Genomic DNA, 16,971 nt, shown 5'->3' on the forward strand with positions numbered 1-16,971 from the left:
ATGGATTTTTGTCTTATTCATTGATAGACGTATTATAACATACCTATCTACGTGAGAACACGTCGTCAATGTCAAGAATACCGAACTTTTAACGAGAAAGAAATACCTAAAAGTGATTTTAATTAGTTTTTAAAGGTTCTATCCTTTTTTCAACCGTTTTCGGTAAAATTCCGGCTTCCTTAAAACTAAAATAGCTATGCAGTCCCACCACAAAGCCATCCAATAGCGGAATTCCCATTAACTGTCCGCAGGCCGCTAACCGTTGCATAAACGCGCGATCACTAGTGGATGGTTGTGGCTGCCCACTCGGATGATTATGGGCCACAATTACTGTTGCAGCGCCACTCATCACCGCAACCCGGAAAATTTCTCGGGGATGGACGGGACAACTATTGAGTGTCCCCTGAAAAACGGTTTGTCGTTCGATAATTCGGTGTTGGGCATCCAGCGCCAATACCTCTAGTTGCTCCTGCAATAGGTAACGTAAGTCATCCATCAAGACTTGTCCCAGCTGACTGCTTGCCAGAACTTCACCTAAAATGGGCCGGGGTGCTTTTTCGGCCCACCGCCCTAACTCAATGGCTGTCAATAAGGCCTGACGTTGCCGATTTCCACTAACATAAGCCCGTTGCTGCCGACGACTGGCATACCGCACAGCGGCCACACTGTGAAAATACTGAAAAAAGCGCTGTCTTTCACTGGCGTGTGCTAGTCCCAAGCTGACCAATACTCGGCCGACCAATTGTGGTTCCGTTTGTGTCGTTAATTGTACCCGTTGCATGCGCCTCACCTCTTACAGCTTAGCTCCGCACTTATTGGCTTACGACGCGTCTGTTTCCTTAAAATAATGTCGAACTTCAGAAATAAAATACAAGGAGCCCGTGAGTAGCACAACATCCTCAGCAGACATGGTTGCCAGGATTTGTTTCAAGGCACTCGGCCAATCCGGCGCTGAACTTAATCGCTCGTGTGTCGTCGCTGCTTGTTCTAAGGCATCAGGACTGGCAGCCTGCCGTTTACCCGGCCCTTGAAACTGCGTCACAACCACATGAACGTTGGGGACCTGTAAGAGAGTCTTCACCATCTGCTGGTACTGCTTATCGGCCAAAATTGCCAGAATCACATAAACCTCTCGATCACCAAAGTGTTGACGCAAAAGTTGGGCCATTTCCACCATTGCTGGCTCATTGTGGGCACCATCAATCACCATCAGTGGTTGCTCATTCACCCGTTCAAAACGACCGGGCCACGCCGTGTGACTCAGCCCCTGTCGAATGGTAGTCACACTCACTGGCAATTGACGTTGCTGGTGATAGACCAGAAAAGCCGTTAGAGCCGTCGCGGCATTATCAATTTGATATTGCCCCAGTAAGTCGATTTGCAAATGTTGCCATCGATTCGTTTTAAACGCAAAACCGAAGCGCTCGCCCCACTGGTCATGTGGTTGATTGTTCACCTGAAAGTCTCGACCTAATGCAACTATCATGGCTGATTTAGCAGCCGCCGTTTGATCCATCACCGCTAATGCTTCGGGTGTCAAGCGACCACAGATAACGGGGACTTGTGGTTTAATAATCCCGGCCTTTTGCGCGGCAATCTCGGGAATGGTATCACCCAAAATTTTCATATGGTCTAACCCAATCGTGGTAATCACGCTGACTGCCGGTGTGATGATATTGGTGGAATCATACAAGCCACCCAAGCCAACCTCAACAATGACCATATCCACGGGGTGCTGGGCAAAGTAGCAAAACATCAGTGCTGTATCAATTTCAAATTCAGTCGGTCCATTCTCGGCCAGTTCTTGATCTAACTGCGCGACAACCGGCTGAACCTGTTGCGTCATCGCCACTAAGTCATCATCACTGATGGGAGTGCCATCCGTACTAATCCGTTCGTTAAAGCGCGTGATGAACGGTGAGGTAAACGTCCCCACCGTCTGCCCTTCTGCCATGAATAAGTCACGTAGAAATGCGACAGTCGACCCTTTACCATTGGTGCCCGCCACATGAATCATGGTTAACTTTTCCTGTGGGTTGCCTAGTCGCCGCATAAATTCGCGCATTCGATCGAGTGTCGGCTTTTTTTTGAAGCGATCCCGTCCATGAATAAATTGTAATGCTTCAGCATACGTCGTTATCAAAATCTACCCCTCCCGCATAATCACTGTGTTTAAGTGTAGCAGATTTTGCCCAAAATAAAACTGGGTTGGCCCGTCTCCGATGTGGAAACGACCCAATCCAGTTTTATTTAAGCTTACAGTTGACGCTTAATTTCAGCTAATCGTTGCTGCGTTGCTTCTAACTTCTTTTGGTTATCAGCTTGCTTTTCTCGTTCACCAGCAACCACTGCTTCGGGAGCGTTGGCAACAAATCGTTCATTGCCCAACTTCTTTTCAGCCCGTTGCACTTCTGCCGTGAACTTCGCAACTTCTTTTTCCAACCGAGCGGCTTCGTCATTCAAATCGACCAATTCAGCCAGAGGTACGGACACTTCAGCATCCGTAATCACTGACGTCATAGCCAGCTTTGGTGCGACTAAATCAGCGCCAATTTCCAGCGCTTTAGGATGAACAAACCGATCGATATAGTCTTTGTTGGCTTCAAAGACCGCCTGTAGCTTCGCATCACTCGTCTTGATCTGAAGGTCAATTGGTGTGGACATTGGGGCGTTAGCTTCCGCTCGAATGTTTCGCACAGCCTTAATCAAGTCAATCAGACTCGTCATATCACTTTCCGCCGTTGGATTCGTAAATTCAGGATGATCGACTGGGTAGGCTGCCGTTACTAACGATTGCCCATCATGTGGCATCGCTTGCCAAATCGCTTCCGTGACAAACGGCATGATCGGTTGCAGTAAGCGTAACGTTTGATCCAAGACGTAAGCCAACAGGTCTTGCTTGTTGGCCTTAGCCGTTTCATCATCACCCGTTAAGACTTCCTTACTCATTTCGATATACCAGTCACAAAAATCGTTCCAGATAAAGTTATACAAAGCGCGACCGGCTTCACCAAATTCGAACTTGTCAAACATCTCAGTAACGTGCTTAACCGTATCGTTTAATCGACTTAAAATCCATTTGTCGGTTAAATCCCAAGTTTCAGCAGCTGGCACAACGGGTTGCGTCTTATCGCCCAGATTCATGATGACAAAGCGGCTGGCATTCCAAATCTTATTAATGAAATTCCAAGCAGCATCCATCTTGGTGTAACTGAACCGCACATCCTGGCCAGCCGTTGAACCAGTTGACAAGAACCACCGCAAAGCATCGGCACCGTACTTATCGATCACTTCCATCGGATCGATCCCATTACCCAAGGACTTGCTCATCTTGCGGCCCTCTTCATCACGAATAAGTCCATGAAGGAGAACATTTTTGAATGGTCGCTTACCCGTAAATTCAAGACTTTGGAACATCATCCGTGAAACCCAGAAGAAGATGATATCATAACCCGTTACTAAAGTACTAGTGGGGAAGTAACGTTTGAAATCAGCGCTATCTTCATCAGGCCAGCCCATTGTTGAAAATGGCCATAAGGCACTGGAGAACCACGTGTCTAAGACATCTGGATCTTGTTCCCAGTTTTCAATATCTTTAGGCGCCTTCGTATCAACGTAGACCTCACCAGTCTGCTTGTTATACCACGCTGGAATCCGGTGGCCCCACCAGAGTTGACGTGAAATAACCCAATCATGGACGTTATCCATCCATTGTGTAAAGGTATTTTCAAATCGTTCTGGTACAAAGTTAACGGCATCGTCACCTTGTTGATTCTTGATAGCTTCATCAGCTAATGGCTTCATTTTCACAAACCACTGAGTTGATAAGCGCGCTTCAACTTGTACCCCGGTCCGTTCAGAGTGCCCCACGGAATGCACGATTGGGTCAACTTTCAGCAATAACCCCTGTTCATCAAGATCAGCGACCATCGCTTTACGGGCATCAAACCGATCCATGCCCGCATACTTGCCCGCCTTCTCATTCATGGAGGCGTCGTCATTCATGGTATTGATCCGTTCCAAATTATGCCGATTACCAACTAAGAAGTCATTGGGATCGTGTGCTGGCGTAATCTTTACCATCCCTGTCCCAAACTCAGGATCAACGTATTGATCGGTAATAATTGGAATTTCTCGGTCGGCTAACGGCAAGATCACCTTTTTACCAACCAATTCTTTGTAACGTTCATCACCCGGGTTCACCGCAACCGCCGTATCACCCATCATTGTTTCTGGACGGGTCGTGGCAATTTCGATGTAATGCTGACCGTTAAACGTGTCGTCTGGGTTAGCAAATGGGTACTTAACGTGATAAAACGCACCTTTATCGTCCTTATGAATCACTTCAATATCAGACAAAGCTGTCCGCGCTTGGGGATCCCAGTTAATGATGTATTCGCCACGGTAAATAAGGCCCTTCTTGTACAAGGTGACAAAGACCTTCTTAACGGCATCTGATAAACCATCATCTAACGTAAAGCGTTCACGAGAATAATCCAGTGACAGCCCCATCTTAGCCCACTGCTTGTGAATGGTGTCGGCGTATTCGTCTTTCCATTCCCAAACCTTTTCAACGAATTTCTCCCGACCGAGGTCATAACGAGAAATACCTTGTTCACGTAACTTAGCTTCCACTTTTGCTTGAGTCGCAATCCCCGCGTGGTCCATTCCGGGTAACCACAGCGTATCGTAACCTTGCATCCGTTTCTGACGAATTAACATATCTTGCAATGTCGTATCCCAAGCATGGCCTAAATGTAGCTTACCAGTTACATTTGGCGGCGGAATCACAATCGAATAAGGTTTGGCCTTTTGGTCGCCACTAGGTTTAAAGACATCTTCGTCTAGCCAAGTTTGGTATCGTCCCGCTTCAACGGCGGTTGGATCATACTTGGTCGGCATATCAATTTGCTTGTCTGCCATAAAAATCAAGTCCTTTCTAAATGTAGAAGCGCTGTGTGCTGGCACAAAAAAACTCTCCATCCTATCAATTAGGACGAAGAGTCTTCGCGGTACCACCTAAATTGGGCATTTATGCCCCACTTAACTTCTTTGTTAACGGAGAGTGCTCCGGAAAGGGCCTACTATTAGTTCAGCCCTTCAGCTCGCAAGCTACGTTCACGTCATCCCCACCACCGGTTTCCAGCATTCCCAGCTCTCTATTGGTCGGTCATCACGCTACTGACTTGTTCAACGCTAGTTTTACTTAGTGTACTCAAGATTGACCTAAACGTCAACTCGTGGAACCAGTTTTTCCAGTGCTTCAATTGCGGCTAAATAATTAGGTTCATCCGTTTGCTCATTGACGACCTGACGGTAAACAATCTTACCGGTATCATCAATAATCCAAATTGAACGTGCTAAGTTTCCGGCATTGGGGATGTATAACCCCATTTCATAACCAAAGGATAATTCAGTATCCGACAACATATCAATGTTTTCAACACCTTCTGCTGCACACCACCCCGTCTGTTGGGCAATGGTGTTGTTAGAAACGGTGTAGAACTTCGCTGCTGGGTAATGATCCGCTTGTTGAATAAATTTCCGCGTCTGCATGGTGCAAACAGGCGTTTCCAAGTCAGGTACCACACTAATTAAGGCTACTTTGCCGATTAAATTAGCCGTTTTCACCTTGGTATCGTTTTGATCAAACAATTTAAACTTTGGTAATTGTGTCCCCACTTCTGGCAGGTCGCCAGACAGAGACATCTTGTCGCCGCGCACTGAAACTTCCACGCAGATCAACCCCTTCACATTAATTAATCGGTCATTCACCGATCGTTGCCCTAATTATCGCGCATTTAACGGGTGAAAAACAAGCGTTTTGACAGGAAAAACCAAAAAAGGAAGTCAACCATTGGTCAACTTCCTTTCAGATTAAAGTAACTCTGCAAAGACATCTTCATTTTGATTCAAATAGTTATCGTCCGGATGGATATCCGTGATAATCATCCCGTCTAACGCTTCTTGCATCAGACCATCCACGTCAATATATTTTTCATATTTACGAGATTTCTCTAAATCTGGATGGGTTTTCGGTGCCGGTGGTGTAAAGATCGTACAGCAATCTTCATATGGCAAGATCGATAGATCATAAGTGTCGATGTTTTCGGCAACCTTGATAATCTCCGTCTTATCCATCGACAATAGTGGCCGCAGGATTGGCATCGATGTGACATCATTAATAGCTGCCATACTTTCCAACGTTTGTGAGGCCACCTGTCCCAGGGACTCCCCATTAAAGATTCCTTTAGCGTGCCGACGTTCAGCCACTGCCGCAGCTAGTCGCAACATTAACCGCCGTTGAATCGTCATCAGATAGCCTTCTGGTACCTTTTCTTTAATCGTCTCTTGAATCTTCGTGAACGGTACTTGAATAAACTGGATGCTCCCAGAGTAACCCGCTAGCCGAGCCGTTAATTCTTTGGCCTTGGCGAGTGCCTGTTCAGATGTATATGGCGGACTGAAGAAATGAACCATATCCAACTTAACGCCACGGCGCATGCCGTAATAGGCCGCTACTGGTGAATCAATTCCTCCAGATAGCATCATGACTGCCTTGCCGCCAGTTCCAACTGGTAATCCACCAGCACCTTGAATCGTCTGGCCGGACAAGAAGACCCCATTAAGACGGACTTCGACCCGTAAAGTTAAGTCTGGTTGCTTCATCTTAACCTGAATGCCAGGGACGTTCTCTAAAATATAACCGCCCAATAGGTCATTCAAATGGTTCGTATCATATTCAAATTGTTTATCTTGCCGCCGGGTATTAATCTTGAAAGTCATCCCCGGTGTAAAGATTTCCTGCACCATCGCTAAAGCCGTGGCTTTAATAGCCGCGATATCTTTCTCAACTTTCACGGAAGGTGAAAAGTTCTCGATACCAAAGACGCCCTTTAACCGATCCATCACTGCCGTTGAATCAGCACCATTTAAGGTCACATGTAATCGGTCATGCTGCGCTTTGACTTCAATCCCGTCAAACTGATGCAAGGCTTTGCGGGTATTTTGACCGAGTTGTTTGATAAAGTCTTTCTTGTTCTTTCCCTTTGTCGACAACTCGCCATACCGCACCATAATCTCGCTGTATTCCATTGCGCGACCCCTTTCGTCGTTTAGCGTAACTTGGCAAACCCACGATAGAGTTCGTCAAATACTTGATTAAATTGTTCAGCTTCAGCCAACGTGTTGTGTTCATCCAACGATACGCGAACCGCACTGGTTGCAATGCCATCATCAATCTTCATGGCTTGTAATGTACTGGATTCAACGTGTTTTTTAGAGGAGCAGGCACTCGTGGTTGAGATATAAATCCCGTGTTCTTCAAAGGCATGGACGATAGTTTCGCCCCGAACACCTTCAATCGCAAAACACAGAATGTGTGGTGCAAATACCGGTAAATCTTTAGAAAAAATCGTGACATGTGAAAATGTCTTGATGTGGTTAAGAATTGCTAACCGTACCTCTTGTTGTTGCTGGACTTTTGTAGCTTCATCGTCTAACAACAGCCGTAGTGCTTTAGCCATTGCAGCAATTGCGGGTAAGTTTTCAGTTCCGGAACGTAGATCCCGTTCCTGACCACCACCTGTCATCAACGGGGCAATCGTCCGACCTTGGCGCTTATACATAAAGCCAATGCCACGTGGCGCATGAAATTTGTGTCCCGAGAACGTGATAAAGTCAACCCGATCATTAAAGATCAGATCGTGTAGTCCTTTACCAATCCCTTGAACGGCATCAATATGCCAGTGAATTTTAGGAAAGTCCCGCATCACATCCGCAATTTCAGCCAAGGGTTGTACGGCACCAATTTCGTTGTTGACGGCCATCGTTGACACTAAAATCGTGGTTGGCCGAATAGCAGATCGCAAATCGCTTGCCGAAACTCGGCCGTTCTCATCAACGGGCAAATAAGTCACCTCAAAGCCCAGTTGCTTCAACTGTTCCATGGAGTTGTGCACGGCGGGGTGCTCGACTTCGGTTGTAATCAAGTGATTACCAAATTCACGTTTTGCAATCGCCGTTCCTTTGATGGCCCAGTTATCGCCTTCGGTTCCCCCACTCGTGAAGAGAATCTCACTGAGTGAAACACCTAGTAAATCGGCAATCTGTTGGCGCGACTGTTCCAATAGATTAAATGCCTGTTCGCCAAAGTTATGCAAACTAGATGGGTTACCCCAATATCGTTCACTGACTTTCGCATAAGTATCCACAACCGCCGGTGCTGCCTTAGTTGTGGCACTATTATCAAAATAAATCATGCTGAACCCTCTTATCTCTTTTCTATTGGTTCGACTCCGATAGAAATTCTTTCTCATTATAAACACAAACGTCGTGAACCACAAGGGGGAGCCACATAATGTTAACGACACAAAAAACGCGAACCCTCTAACGAGCGGTTCACGTTTCCATCAATCTTTAGTTGTACGGTGCGGTTTATCCGTTCCTTTACGTTGATAATAGGCATCTTCTAGCCGCTTGTATGACCCAGGCTCAACTTCATCTAAAACGGTCGCAATTGTTTCTAGGGCCTGCGCATACTGGTACTGATGTTCAAACAAATCCGAGGCCTTTTGACTAGCTTCGGCCACATTGGCATGACTCGTTTGGTAGCGGTTGGCATACTGCAACAGTTGTTCCGCCAGTTGGGAACTGTCCACTAAGTCTTCAGTCTTCTCTCGTAAGGTGTCTAAATCGGTTTGAATGATCAATAGCTGTTTCGTAATACGTTCCATGTCAATTTGGGGCTGGTCCATATCCGTTGCTAATTGTGCCACCTCATCGCGAACCACGAAGAAATAATCCAAGTAAGATTGCGGAATGCCCGGCAAGTTCAAATTTTCCACCTGACGTCTTAAGCTATGTAGATCAAAATCAAATTGTTGCAAGGTGTCACGAGCCTGACGTTCTTCATCAGCGAGTCCCGCCACACTCTTCAAAATATCGGCTTGCTGTTTCTCAATTTGTTCCAAGTCTTTTTCTTGCTGCTGTTGATGCGCTAAAATCTGGGAGTACGTTGCCGTTTTTCCGGTTAGCGTTTGCACATCTTGTTGATAAATACCATCAATGTGTCGTAACTGCTCATTAAGCTCGCGAGCCGTTTCTAATTCATGATGATCTAACGTGTAGTTTTGTCCGAGACGATCCAGTTCATTTAATAGCATATGACTTTGATTCTGAGCATGCGCAATGAACTTAGCAATCCCATCTAAGTTTTTTTCAACGGGTTGTTTAGCGTCAATTTCTGTTTGCATCAGATCATAAATCTGGTCAATTTGTTTGGCAATTCGTTCGTTGACCACCTGCGCATCTGCCGGTCGAAGGTCACTAAGCGTTGCCAAGTTCTCTTGAATGTGCTGTTCAATTGCTGTGACTTGCGCCACAATGTCTTGATCGCCGAAGTGAAAGTGTTCAGCGCTCAATTGCTGATAACCGGCTTTTAACTCCTTCAATTGATCGGGGAAAACCACAGTCAGGTCTTTATACAACGGTGGAATCGTGTCAATTAGGTCATCTAATTGTTTCGTATCATCTTGTAATTGGCTTAAAACGTCAGCCGCTCGTTCATGGTCGCCTTCTTGGGTCAACTGGGTGAACGTGTCAAAGTTCCCTTCTAACTGACCCAAGCGTTCCTCTAAACCATCAATACTAGGGCCAAATGCAAAATTTTTGGCCAGCAAAGTCTTTCGTAAGTCTTGATACTTATGCTCTAATTGCTGAACGGCCTCTCGGTGCTGCTTATCAACTTCTTGCAAACTAGCCAACTTTTCTTGGACGGATTGAACCAGCTCGTCTGTCTGGTTAACGAGTAAGGTTACCTTATCAAGGTTTTTCTTTAGTTGAAGCACATTTACCCCACGGGCATCCGCGAGCAATTGACTGAGCTGTTCATCAATTCGGGGAAACCGATTCGTGGTAATGTCCGCATAGTCGGTCTGTAAACTTTGATACTGTTCTAAGGACTGTCCGGTTAGACTTAATTGTTCAACCAATGCCAACTCGTCTTTTAACGGGATGGCTACCATGGATTCTTTTTTTGTCGTTAGCGCTGCCACTTGTCGTCGGATACGTTGCTGGTATACCAGCACGCCAACGTAAATGACAATCGCTAGTATCACGATTCCAATTAGCACACCTATCATAATTGACCCCATCCTTCATCGCTTTTCATCATTTATCCGAGTTGCAAAATCGCCCGGTTCAATTTACAATTTAATCTAACCTCGATTATAGCATAACTCACGCCTAGGCTTCACTAGGTTTTCACGATTCTCTATCCGTTTTTATGTGTAATTGAATGATTCAAACATTAAACTTTGGAGGTCTTTACAATGAGTGAGTCCCTAAATCCAATCATCACCAAACAGTTGGATGCCCTATTATATGGAGAAACAAACCTGGTGGCCAACTTATCTAATGCCGCAGCGTTACTTAATCAAACCTTATCAGACATCAATTGGGCTGGCTTTTACCTCTATCAGCCCGAAACGGATGATTTAATTCTGGGACCGTTCCAAGGTAATGTCGCCTGTGTGCATATTGAAAATAACCACGGTGTCTGCGGCACAGCATTAGCCACGCAAACCACACAGCGGATCGCCGACGTTCATCAATTTCCTGGGCACATCGCTTGTGACTCGGCTAGCAATGCCGAAATTGTAGTTCCGTTGACCATTGGTGAAACGAAATTTGGCGTCTTAGACATTGACTCACCAACTAAAGACCGGTTTACAGCCGCTGACCAACAGGTCTTAGAAGAATTTGCTCGGGTTTTGCTGTCACACATTGACAAAGCCTAGCGTTTCCGGTTATACTGGTCGTTGTGTAAAATAATGCAGCGATAAGTGGTAAGCTCGTCAACAGATTGTTGCCGTTACATTGGTTCAAGAAGTAACCTGCGGCTGCATACGGTGAAACTTGCAAAGCAACCTGCACGAATACTAAACTTATAAACAGCTTATTTTACTCCAAATAACTTATTTATTGGAGGAACTATCTATGTCTCGTTACACTGGCCCAAGCTGGCGTATTTCCCGTCGTTTAGGGGTATCCCTTTCCGGCACTGGTAAAGAATTAAACCGTCGTCCTTATGCACCTGGTGATCATGGTCAAGGTCGTCGTCAAAAGTTATCTGAATACGGTACGCAATTGCGTGAAAAGCAAAAGCTCCGGTTCACTTACGGCATGACTGAACGTCAATTCTACAACTTGTTCAAACGTGCCGGCAAGATCAAGGAAGGTACCCATGGTACTAACTTCATGATCTTACTCGAACGTCGTCTGGACAACATGGTTTACCGTTTAGGTTTGGCAACGACTCGTCGTCAAGCTCGTCAATTGGTTAACCATGGTCACATCACCGTTGATGGCCAACGGGTTGATATTCCTTCATACGAAGTGAAGATTGGCCAAGTCATCTCTGTTCGTGAAAAATCCAAGGACATGGCAATCATCAAGGGCGCTGTTGAAGCCGTTGTTGGTCGTCCACAATACGTTGAATTCGACGCTGACAAGTTGGAAGGTTCCCTTACCCGCTTCCCTCAACGTGAAGAACTCGATGCAGAACTCGATGATTCCTTAATCGTTGAATACTACAACCGTTAAGATTAATTTTAACTGGTGGAAAAACACCCGTCATTTGGCGGGTGTTTTTTTTCATGATCATCAGTGTATTTCATCCACTCTTTAACGTTTTTGGACGAATGACATTGCACGATTTACTGGTCTTATGCTAACCTATTAAAGTAATCCCCCTATTTTATTTATCTGCTACTACACTTTTAGCTGTGATAGTGGATTATTTAAACTAGCCTGGATTATCTGACCAAGTACTGATGTCTGAAAAAGCTGATCAGAAACGAGGAGGAGTTCGTATGCAAGAAAATGGTAAAGTCACTCCACAAGAAATCAAGGGCTGGAACTGGGGAGCCTTTATGTACAATGTATTTTGGGGTATTGGTAACAAAACCTATCTACCACTACTCACTATTATCCCAATCTTCAATATTGTATGGATTTTCATTGTTGGCTTTAAGGGAAATGAATGGGCTTGGCAAAAAGGCGACTATCAAGACGTTGAAACATTCAAAGCTGTCCAAGCTACTTGGAACCGTGCCGGTCTTTTCAACTTTATTATTGCAATTGCTATTTTTGTTTTATATTGGGTGTTCATTGGTTCAATGATTGCCAGCTTGTTTAACAACTATTAGTCACAAACCACCCGGTCAATAAAGAGACCGGGTGGTTTTAATTTAATCAGCAATCAATTGTTGGTATATCGGTAATAACGCTACCACTGTGTCACGAATGATAGCCGCCTGATCATCTGGCGTTGTCGTGAAAAAATCACTACCACGCATAAAATTACGGCCAAGTTGCCACTCCGCGTGTCGGTTAACCTGCTCACGCATCAGTGCTTGATAATTGGTCAACGTTAGCGGCTGACCACAATTTTTATCGGTATGGTCATTTCCACATTCGAATGTACTCGGCAGATTTAACACATCAGCCAATTGGACTTGCCCCAATAATCCTTGGCGATTTTTGGCTTCTTGTAAAACCGCCAACCAGATAAAGAAGCGATCATCCCAAAAACCAATCTCAAGATGCGGTAACATTTTGTACCCTCGTTTGGATGTGCTAAAGGCAACCCACGTATCAGTTGGTGGATTCTTCGTTCGCCGTCGATGTTGGGAGACGTGCTGATAAATGGGCACAGATAATTCCGCTAACACCGGCTCTAAATCCCCAGCGGTAATCAAAAATTTCGGATCAATTTGTTTCTGGATTTTTCCGAGTCGCCCAGCCAGTGTTTGATCCTCAAATACTTGAAAATCTTGGTCTTGATACATATCCCAATCCCCTTTCTAAACGTTCGTTCAGTTCCATGTTATACTAGGAGAACTAACTTGAAAAGAAGGGAAACTCATGTCTGAAAAAACACCGATGGAACAACACCTGCAAACCGCTATGTATGGCACACCAAAAATCAATCCCGATGAGCAGCGCAAATATCTCGGGACTTTTCGTGAACGTGTTTCTCTTGCCATGACGATTGCTGAGGTCACTAATCGTGATAATATTAGCGACTTTGTTACGGAAATTACAGATCATCCTAACTATCAAGTCATTTTTAACGGCCATATTGACCAAGCTGATTTGGCCCCTTACTTGAAGTTAGTTGGCCAACACAATCTCAAATTCACCATTCGAGAAGAAGCCATCTACGGCATTAACGACAGTGACCTGGGGTTAGTTGTTGCTAGTGATCAAGCCATTAATCAGTCCCCCATTACACTACGTGACAAATATCCAGTATCATCAGCTGAGACAACCTCATCACCAACTAAGACCAGCTGGTTCGATAAGTTGCTTGGTCGTTAAGAAAGGAGTCCCCGTCGTGGCACAACAACCTTTAGCTTACCGCATGCGCCCGCAACGTCTGGAGGACATCGTCGGTCAACAAGACCTCGTGGCCCCTGGAAAAATCATTGCCCGCATGGTGGCAGCTAAATTACTTTCATCAATGATTTTATACGGTCCGCCTGGCACTGGTAAAACGAGTATCGCCAGCGCTATTGCCGGGTCCACACAATACGCCTTTCGGAAGCTAAATGCGGCGACTGATTCAAAAAAGGATCTCCAGATTGTGGCCGAGGAAGCCAAAATGAGTGGGACGGTTATTCTTTTATTGGATGAAATCCATCGTTTAGACAAAACTAAACAAGATTTTCTGTTGCCCCACTTAGAAAGTGGTCGCATCGTTCTAATCGGCGCAACTACGGAGAACCCCTATATCAACATCAATCCTGCCATTCGCAGCCGAACTCAGATTTTTGAAGTTCATCCGCTAACACCAGATGACATTAAAGTCGCTTTGCATCGCGCACTCACGGATACCGAAAATGGTCTGGGGAAGCTGCCCATCGACTTAGACACTGAGGCCTTGAACTTTATCGCCGGCGCCACCAATGGCGATCTCCGTAGTGCGCTGAACGGTTTGGAATTAGCTGCCCAATCAACTCCAGCGGCCGATGGCGACCGCATTCATATCACTTTAGCCGTTGCTGAAGCTTGTTTTCAACGAAAAGCGCTCATGGGTGATAAGGATGGCGATGCCCACTACGATGTCATCTCCGCATTTCAAAAATCCATCCGCGGTAGTGATACCGATGCCGCGCTACACTATCTCGCCCAACTTGTTGCTGCTGGCGATCTCCCGGCCATTTGCCGGCGCTTGATGGTGATTGCCTATGAAGATATTGGCATGGCTAATCTCCCGGCAGCTGCCCGCACCGTCCAAGCCGTGCAAGCAGCCCAGCAATTGGGCTTACCCGAAGGACGTATTCCTTTAGCTGATGCCGTTATTGAACTCTGTCTATCGCCAAAATCTGATTCAGGGATTAGTGCCATTGACGCCGCCTTAGCTGACGTGTTAAATGGTCACAACGGTGCTGTGCCCGATCATTTAAAGGATGCTCACTACGCTGGCGCCAAGCAACTTGGTCATGGGACCGATTATAAGTATCCACATAACTTTCCCAATGACTGGGTAAAACAACAGTATTTGCCCGACACACTAAAAAATGCCGAGTATTACCACCCTAAAACCAACGGACGCTTTGAAACTCAACTGGCGCAACAATACCAGCGACTTCTCACAGCTAACCGACACTGAAAAATTGAATTTTTAATATTTATATGCTACCATACAAGTAGTTCTAAGGTGTACGCGTTGTCTCACTACAAGTTGCCGAACAAGTAATTCATTTTAGGGATCGCAAGATGCTGAGGAAGATGACATGCCTTTTCACTTGGAAGTCAGGCGCCTCGGCTAGCTTTCCCCCCTGCATTGTCATCGCGGGTCAACATGACTGGACAATTAACGGCACCACTTAGATCGCCAAAGCTTTGCTTTGAAGGCCATTCCATTGAATGGTCTTTTTCTTTTGCTTAAATGACCAGTTACCACATATTTCCTTTCACTGGTGAGTTCGGTATAATAGACCGTACCGTATCATTTATTCATTATTATTATTTACTAAGGAGGTCTCTTCATGGCCATCACCATTTTAATGGCTTGCTATACCCTGCTGGCTTTAGGAATTGGTTGGTACTTTTATGCTCATCGACGTCGTGCTTTCTTAGTCTTTCATCCCGAAAGTAGTCACGAATTAAGTCGTGTCTTGACGATCAGTGGTGTTGTTATGCTACTGATTGGTGTGCTGTCGGCAGTCGCCACCATCATGAACAACATGGTCTTCATTTCAACCATGTTGTTAGTCGGCGTTATTGCGATTATCAGTATTCAATTGATTCTATTACACTGGTTCCCTAAGGCGTAATCGGTTACACTTTCTCGCAGCTTTTTTACCATATCGCTTTTTATTTGCAGATAAATAACGTATGATAAGAGTATAAAGTAATGAGAGGTGAATATTATGTTACAACAATACAAGCACATTTTAGTCCCAGTCGATGGTTCCTATGAAGCCGAATTAGCTTTCAAGAAAGCGGTCGCTGTGGCTAAACGTAACGATGCTGATTTACATCTCGTTCACGTTGTTGATACACGGGCTTTCCAAAACATTTCTAGCTTTGATACCAGCATGGTTGAACAAGTCACAGAAACGGCCAAGAAGACCCTCGACAAGTACGTGGCTGATGCCAAGGCAGATGGTCTTGACAAGATTGATTACGCCATTGAATACGGGGCACCGAAGACCATCATTGCCAGAGATGTTCCTCGGGATAATGACACCGATTTGATTATGATTGGTGCTACCGGGTTAAACGCAGTTGAACGGCTATTAATCGGGTCTGTAACGGAATACGTCACACGGACAGCAGTTTGTGACGTGATCGTCGTACGGACGGACTTAGATAATCAACCAGCCAAAGCAGCGCACCCCGCAGAATAAATTTGCTAACTAATGCTTTAACTATTTGAAAATGGACGAGAAACCAAATTGGCTTCTCGTCCATTTTTATTTGCGCTAATCCGCGTCAGTCCTTTAACTAAACCCGTTCACTTGATCGCTCCAAGCCGGTAGGTCATCAGTAGTAACATTTAACCGTTCCTGCAATGCTTGATTGTGAGTCACCAAGGCTAGGGTTTTAGCAATCATCAAGCTACGCTTAGCTGCCGTTCTCGCCAATAGTGCCTGTTCGCCTAAGCCCTTAACCTCATACAACACATCAATCAAATATAATGAAGCCCGGTGTTTAACGACCCGTAACGCCGCTTCAACATTGGTAAGCGCCTGTTGTGGCTGTTCCAGCTTTAGGTACATCAACGCAATCTGATAACGTGCCCAGACCAGACGCTGAAAGCTACTCTCATCATGCCATTCAAAATTCGTCAAATAGCTGGTTGCCTCACCTAAATAGTATCGCGCCTGATCTCGATCTTGTCGCATTAAGTAGGCCGATGCCATCCCCACATTACCAATAATCGCATAAAGGTCCCAAGCCATATGAAATGAGCGCCGCAAAACCAAATTGAAGTGAAAAATCGCTTCATCTGGTCGCTGTTCAACCGTTAGCTCAGCAAATCCCCGATAATAATGATAGCGCTCACGGTCAAAAGCACTAGCCGCCTCCGTTGAAACATCCACTTGGTCCAATCGTGCTGCCATCTCAGTATACTTATCTTGCCGTAGATCTAAACAAATGGCATCAAACTGCTCATCCAAGCCACTTCCCACACCGGCTAAGATATCTCCGAGTGAGACATTTAATCGGCGACACACTTGTAAAATAATCTTAATACTGGGAATCTTATCCTTTTTTTCCATCAAACTAACCGTTGCTTGTGTACAAATTCCATCGGCTAATTCTTGCTGCGACAAATTTTTCTGTTTCCGATATTGTTTGACCTTACTCCCTAAAAGTCGCATCTGCTCTCTCCCTCACGAATTATGATCGTGCTGCTAATTTATAATAAAAGCCGAACATTTATTACAATCAGGT

General features: G+C 45.3%; 16 protein-coding genes and 1 other annotated feature. Of the genes, 7 read left to right on the top strand and 9 right to left on the bottom strand.

Annotated elements, in window-relative coordinates:
- Positions 1-118: 118 nt before the first annotated feature.
- From FC61_RS11135 to ezrA, 7 genes are all read right to left on the bottom strand, one after another.
- Positions 119-781, bottom strand: a complete 663-nt coding sequence (locus FC61_RS11135; protein WP_021742870.1) for a JAB domain-containing protein — start codon at positions 779-781, stop codon at positions 119-121.
- A gap of 39 nt (positions 782-820) precedes the next feature.
- On the bottom strand, positions 821-2,143 hold the full coding sequence (locus tag FC61_RS11140; RefSeq protein WP_021742869.1) for a bifunctional folylpolyglutamate synthase/dihydrofolate synthase: 1,323 nt from the start codon (positions 2,141-2,143) through the stop codon (positions 821-823).
- A gap of 113 nt (positions 2,144-2,256) precedes the next feature.
- Positions 2,257-4,923, bottom strand: coding sequence for a valine--tRNA ligase (locus tag FC61_RS11145; protein WP_035465101.1), 2,667 nt, complete (start codon positions 4,921-4,923; stop codon positions 2,257-2,259).
- A 66-nt stretch (positions 4,924-4,989) separates the two neighbouring features.
- Positions 4,990-5,203: a binding site (T-box leader), on the bottom strand.
- A gap of 23 nt (positions 5,204-5,226) precedes the next feature.
- Positions 5,227-5,736 carry a thiol peroxidase gene (tpx, locus tag FC61_RS11150; RefSeq protein ID WP_035465099.1) on the bottom strand — a complete coding sequence of 170 codons (510 nt, stop codon included), beginning with the start codon at positions 5,734-5,736 and terminating at the stop codon, positions 5,227-5,229.
- Positions 5,737-5,877: 141 nt separating this feature from the next.
- Positions 5,878-7,095 carry a tRNA uracil 4-sulfurtransferase ThiI gene (thiI, locus tag FC61_RS11155; protein ID WP_011668124.1) on the bottom strand — a complete coding sequence of 406 codons (1,218 nt, stop codon included), beginning with the start codon at positions 7,093-7,095 and terminating at the stop codon, positions 5,878-5,880.
- Positions 7,096-7,115: 20 nt separating this feature from the next.
- On the bottom strand, positions 7,116-8,261 hold the full coding sequence (locus FC61_RS11160; RefSeq protein WP_035465097.1) for a cysteine desulfurase family protein: 1,146 nt from the start codon (positions 8,259-8,261) through the stop codon (positions 7,116-7,118).
- Positions 8,262-8,411: 150 nt separating this feature from the next.
- Complete coding sequence (gene ezrA, locus FC61_RS11165) at positions 8,412-10,142, bottom strand: septation ring formation regulator EzrA (protein WP_035465095.1); 1,731 nt, start codon at positions 10,140-10,142, stop codon at positions 8,412-8,414.
- 189 nt (positions 10,143-10,331) lie between these two features.
- Here ezrA and FC61_RS11170 point away from each other — a divergent pair, with 189 nt between their 5' ends.
- The 3 genes from FC61_RS11170 (at position 10,332) to FC61_RS11180 (ending at position 12,209) form a co-directional block, all read left to right on the top strand.
- Positions 10,332-10,799, top strand: coding sequence for a GAF domain-containing protein (locus FC61_RS11170; RefSeq protein WP_011668127.1), 468 nt, complete (start codon positions 10,332-10,334; stop codon positions 10,797-10,799).
- A 199-nt stretch (positions 10,800-10,998) separates the two neighbouring features.
- Positions 10,999-11,604, top strand: a complete 606-nt coding sequence (rpsD, locus tag FC61_RS11175) for a 30S ribosomal protein S4 (protein WP_021742864.1) — start codon at positions 10,999-11,001, stop codon at positions 11,602-11,604.
- 269 nt (positions 11,605-11,873) lie between these two features.
- Complete coding sequence (locus FC61_RS11180) at positions 11,874-12,209, top strand: hypothetical protein (RefSeq protein WP_011668129.1); 336 nt, start codon at positions 11,874-11,876, stop codon at positions 12,207-12,209.
- Between the two features lie 42 nt (positions 12,210-12,251).
- Here FC61_RS11180 and FC61_RS11185 read toward each other — a convergent pair whose 3' ends face one another.
- The gene (locus FC61_RS11185; protein WP_021742863.1) at positions 12,252-12,851 is read right to left on the bottom strand and encodes a DUF1054 family protein; all 600 of its coding nucleotides are present in this window, start codon (positions 12,849-12,851) and stop codon (positions 12,252-12,254) included.
- Positions 12,852-12,927: 76 nt separating this feature from the next.
- Between FC61_RS11185 and FC61_RS11190 the strand changes: the two genes are divergently transcribed.
- The 4 genes from FC61_RS11190 (at position 12,928) to FC61_RS11205 (ending at position 15,920) form a co-directional block, all read left to right on the top strand.
- Positions 12,928-13,383: a YueI family protein gene (locus tag FC61_RS11190; protein WP_021742862.1), complete on the top strand. Its 456-nt coding sequence runs from the start codon at positions 12,928-12,930 to the stop codon at positions 13,381-13,383.
- A gap of 43 nt (positions 13,384-13,426) precedes the next feature.
- Entirely contained in the window at positions 13,427-14,677 is a 1,251-nt protein-coding gene (locus tag FC61_RS11195; protein WP_035465114.1) for a replication-associated recombination protein A, read from the top strand.
- Positions 14,678-15,056: 379 nt separating this feature from the next.
- Positions 15,057-15,344: a hypothetical protein gene (locus FC61_RS11200; RefSeq protein WP_011668133.1), complete on the top strand. Its 288-nt coding sequence runs from the start codon at positions 15,057-15,059 to the stop codon at positions 15,342-15,344.
- 96 nt (positions 15,345-15,440) lie between these two features.
- Entirely contained in the window at positions 15,441-15,920 is a 480-nt protein-coding gene (locus FC61_RS11205; protein WP_011668134.1) for a universal stress protein, read from the top strand.
- A 93-nt stretch (positions 15,921-16,013) separates the two neighbouring features.
- Here FC61_RS11205 and FC61_RS11210 read toward each other — a convergent pair whose 3' ends face one another.
- Entirely contained in the window at positions 16,014-16,898 is an 885-nt protein-coding gene (locus FC61_RS11210; protein WP_015473520.1) for a helix-turn-helix domain-containing protein, read from the bottom strand.
- Positions 16,899-16,971: the final 73 nt, after the last annotated feature.

This window comes from Levilactobacillus brevis ATCC 14869 = DSM 20054 (assembly GCF_001433855.1).
GTDB classification, from domain to species: Bacteria; Bacillota; Bacilli; order Lactobacillales; family Lactobacillaceae; genus Levilactobacillus; species Levilactobacillus brevis.

Excerpts from the sequence above, each read along its gene's own strand:
- FC61_RS11135 (WP_021742870.1), bottom strand. The coding sequence starts at position 781 with ATGCAACGGGTACAATTAACGACACAAACGGAACCACAATTGGTCGGC.
- FC61_RS11145 (WP_035465101.1), bottom strand. The coding sequence starts at position 4,923 with ATGGCAGACAAGCAAATTGATATGCCGACCAAGTATGATCCAACCGCC.
- thiI (WP_011668124.1), bottom strand. The coding sequence starts at position 7,095 with ATGGAATACAGCGAGATTATGGTGCGGTATGGCGAGTTGTCGACAAAG.
- FC61_RS11160 (WP_035465097.1), bottom strand. The coding sequence starts at position 8,261 with ATGATTTATTTTGATAATAGTGCCACAACTAAGGCAGCACCGGCGGTT.
- ezrA (WP_035465095.1), bottom strand. The coding sequence starts at position 10,142 with ATGATAGGTGTGCTAATTGGAATCGTGATACTAGCGATTGTCATTTAC.
- FC61_RS11170 (WP_011668127.1), top strand. The coding sequence starts at position 10,332 with ATGAGTGAGTCCCTAAATCCAATCATCACCAAACAGTTGGATGCCCTA.
- rpsD (WP_021742864.1), top strand. The coding sequence starts at position 10,999 with ATGTCTCGTTACACTGGCCCAAGCTGGCGTATTTCCCGTCGTTTAGGG.
- FC61_RS11180 (WP_011668129.1), top strand. The coding sequence starts at position 11,874 with ATGCAAGAAAATGGTAAAGTCACTCCACAAGAAATCAAGGGCTGGAAC.
- FC61_RS11185 (WP_021742863.1), bottom strand. The coding sequence starts at position 12,851 with ATGTATCAAGACCAAGATTTTCAAGTATTTGAGGATCAAACACTGGCT.
- FC61_RS11190 (WP_021742862.1), top strand. The coding sequence starts at position 12,928 with ATGTCTGAAAAAACACCGATGGAACAACACCTGCAAACCGCTATGTAT.
- FC61_RS11195 (WP_035465114.1), top strand. The coding sequence starts at position 13,427 with ATGCGCCCGCAACGTCTGGAGGACATCGTCGGTCAACAAGACCTCGTG.
- FC61_RS11200 (WP_011668133.1), top strand. The coding sequence starts at position 15,057 with ATGGCCATCACCATTTTAATGGCTTGCTATACCCTGCTGGCTTTAGGA.
- FC61_RS11205 (WP_011668134.1), top strand. The coding sequence starts at position 15,441 with ATGTTACAACAATACAAGCACATTTTAGTCCCAGTCGATGGTTCCTAT.
- FC61_RS11210 (WP_015473520.1), bottom strand. The coding sequence starts at position 16,898 with ATGCGACTTTTAGGGAGTAAGGTCAAACAATATCGGAAACAGAAAAAT.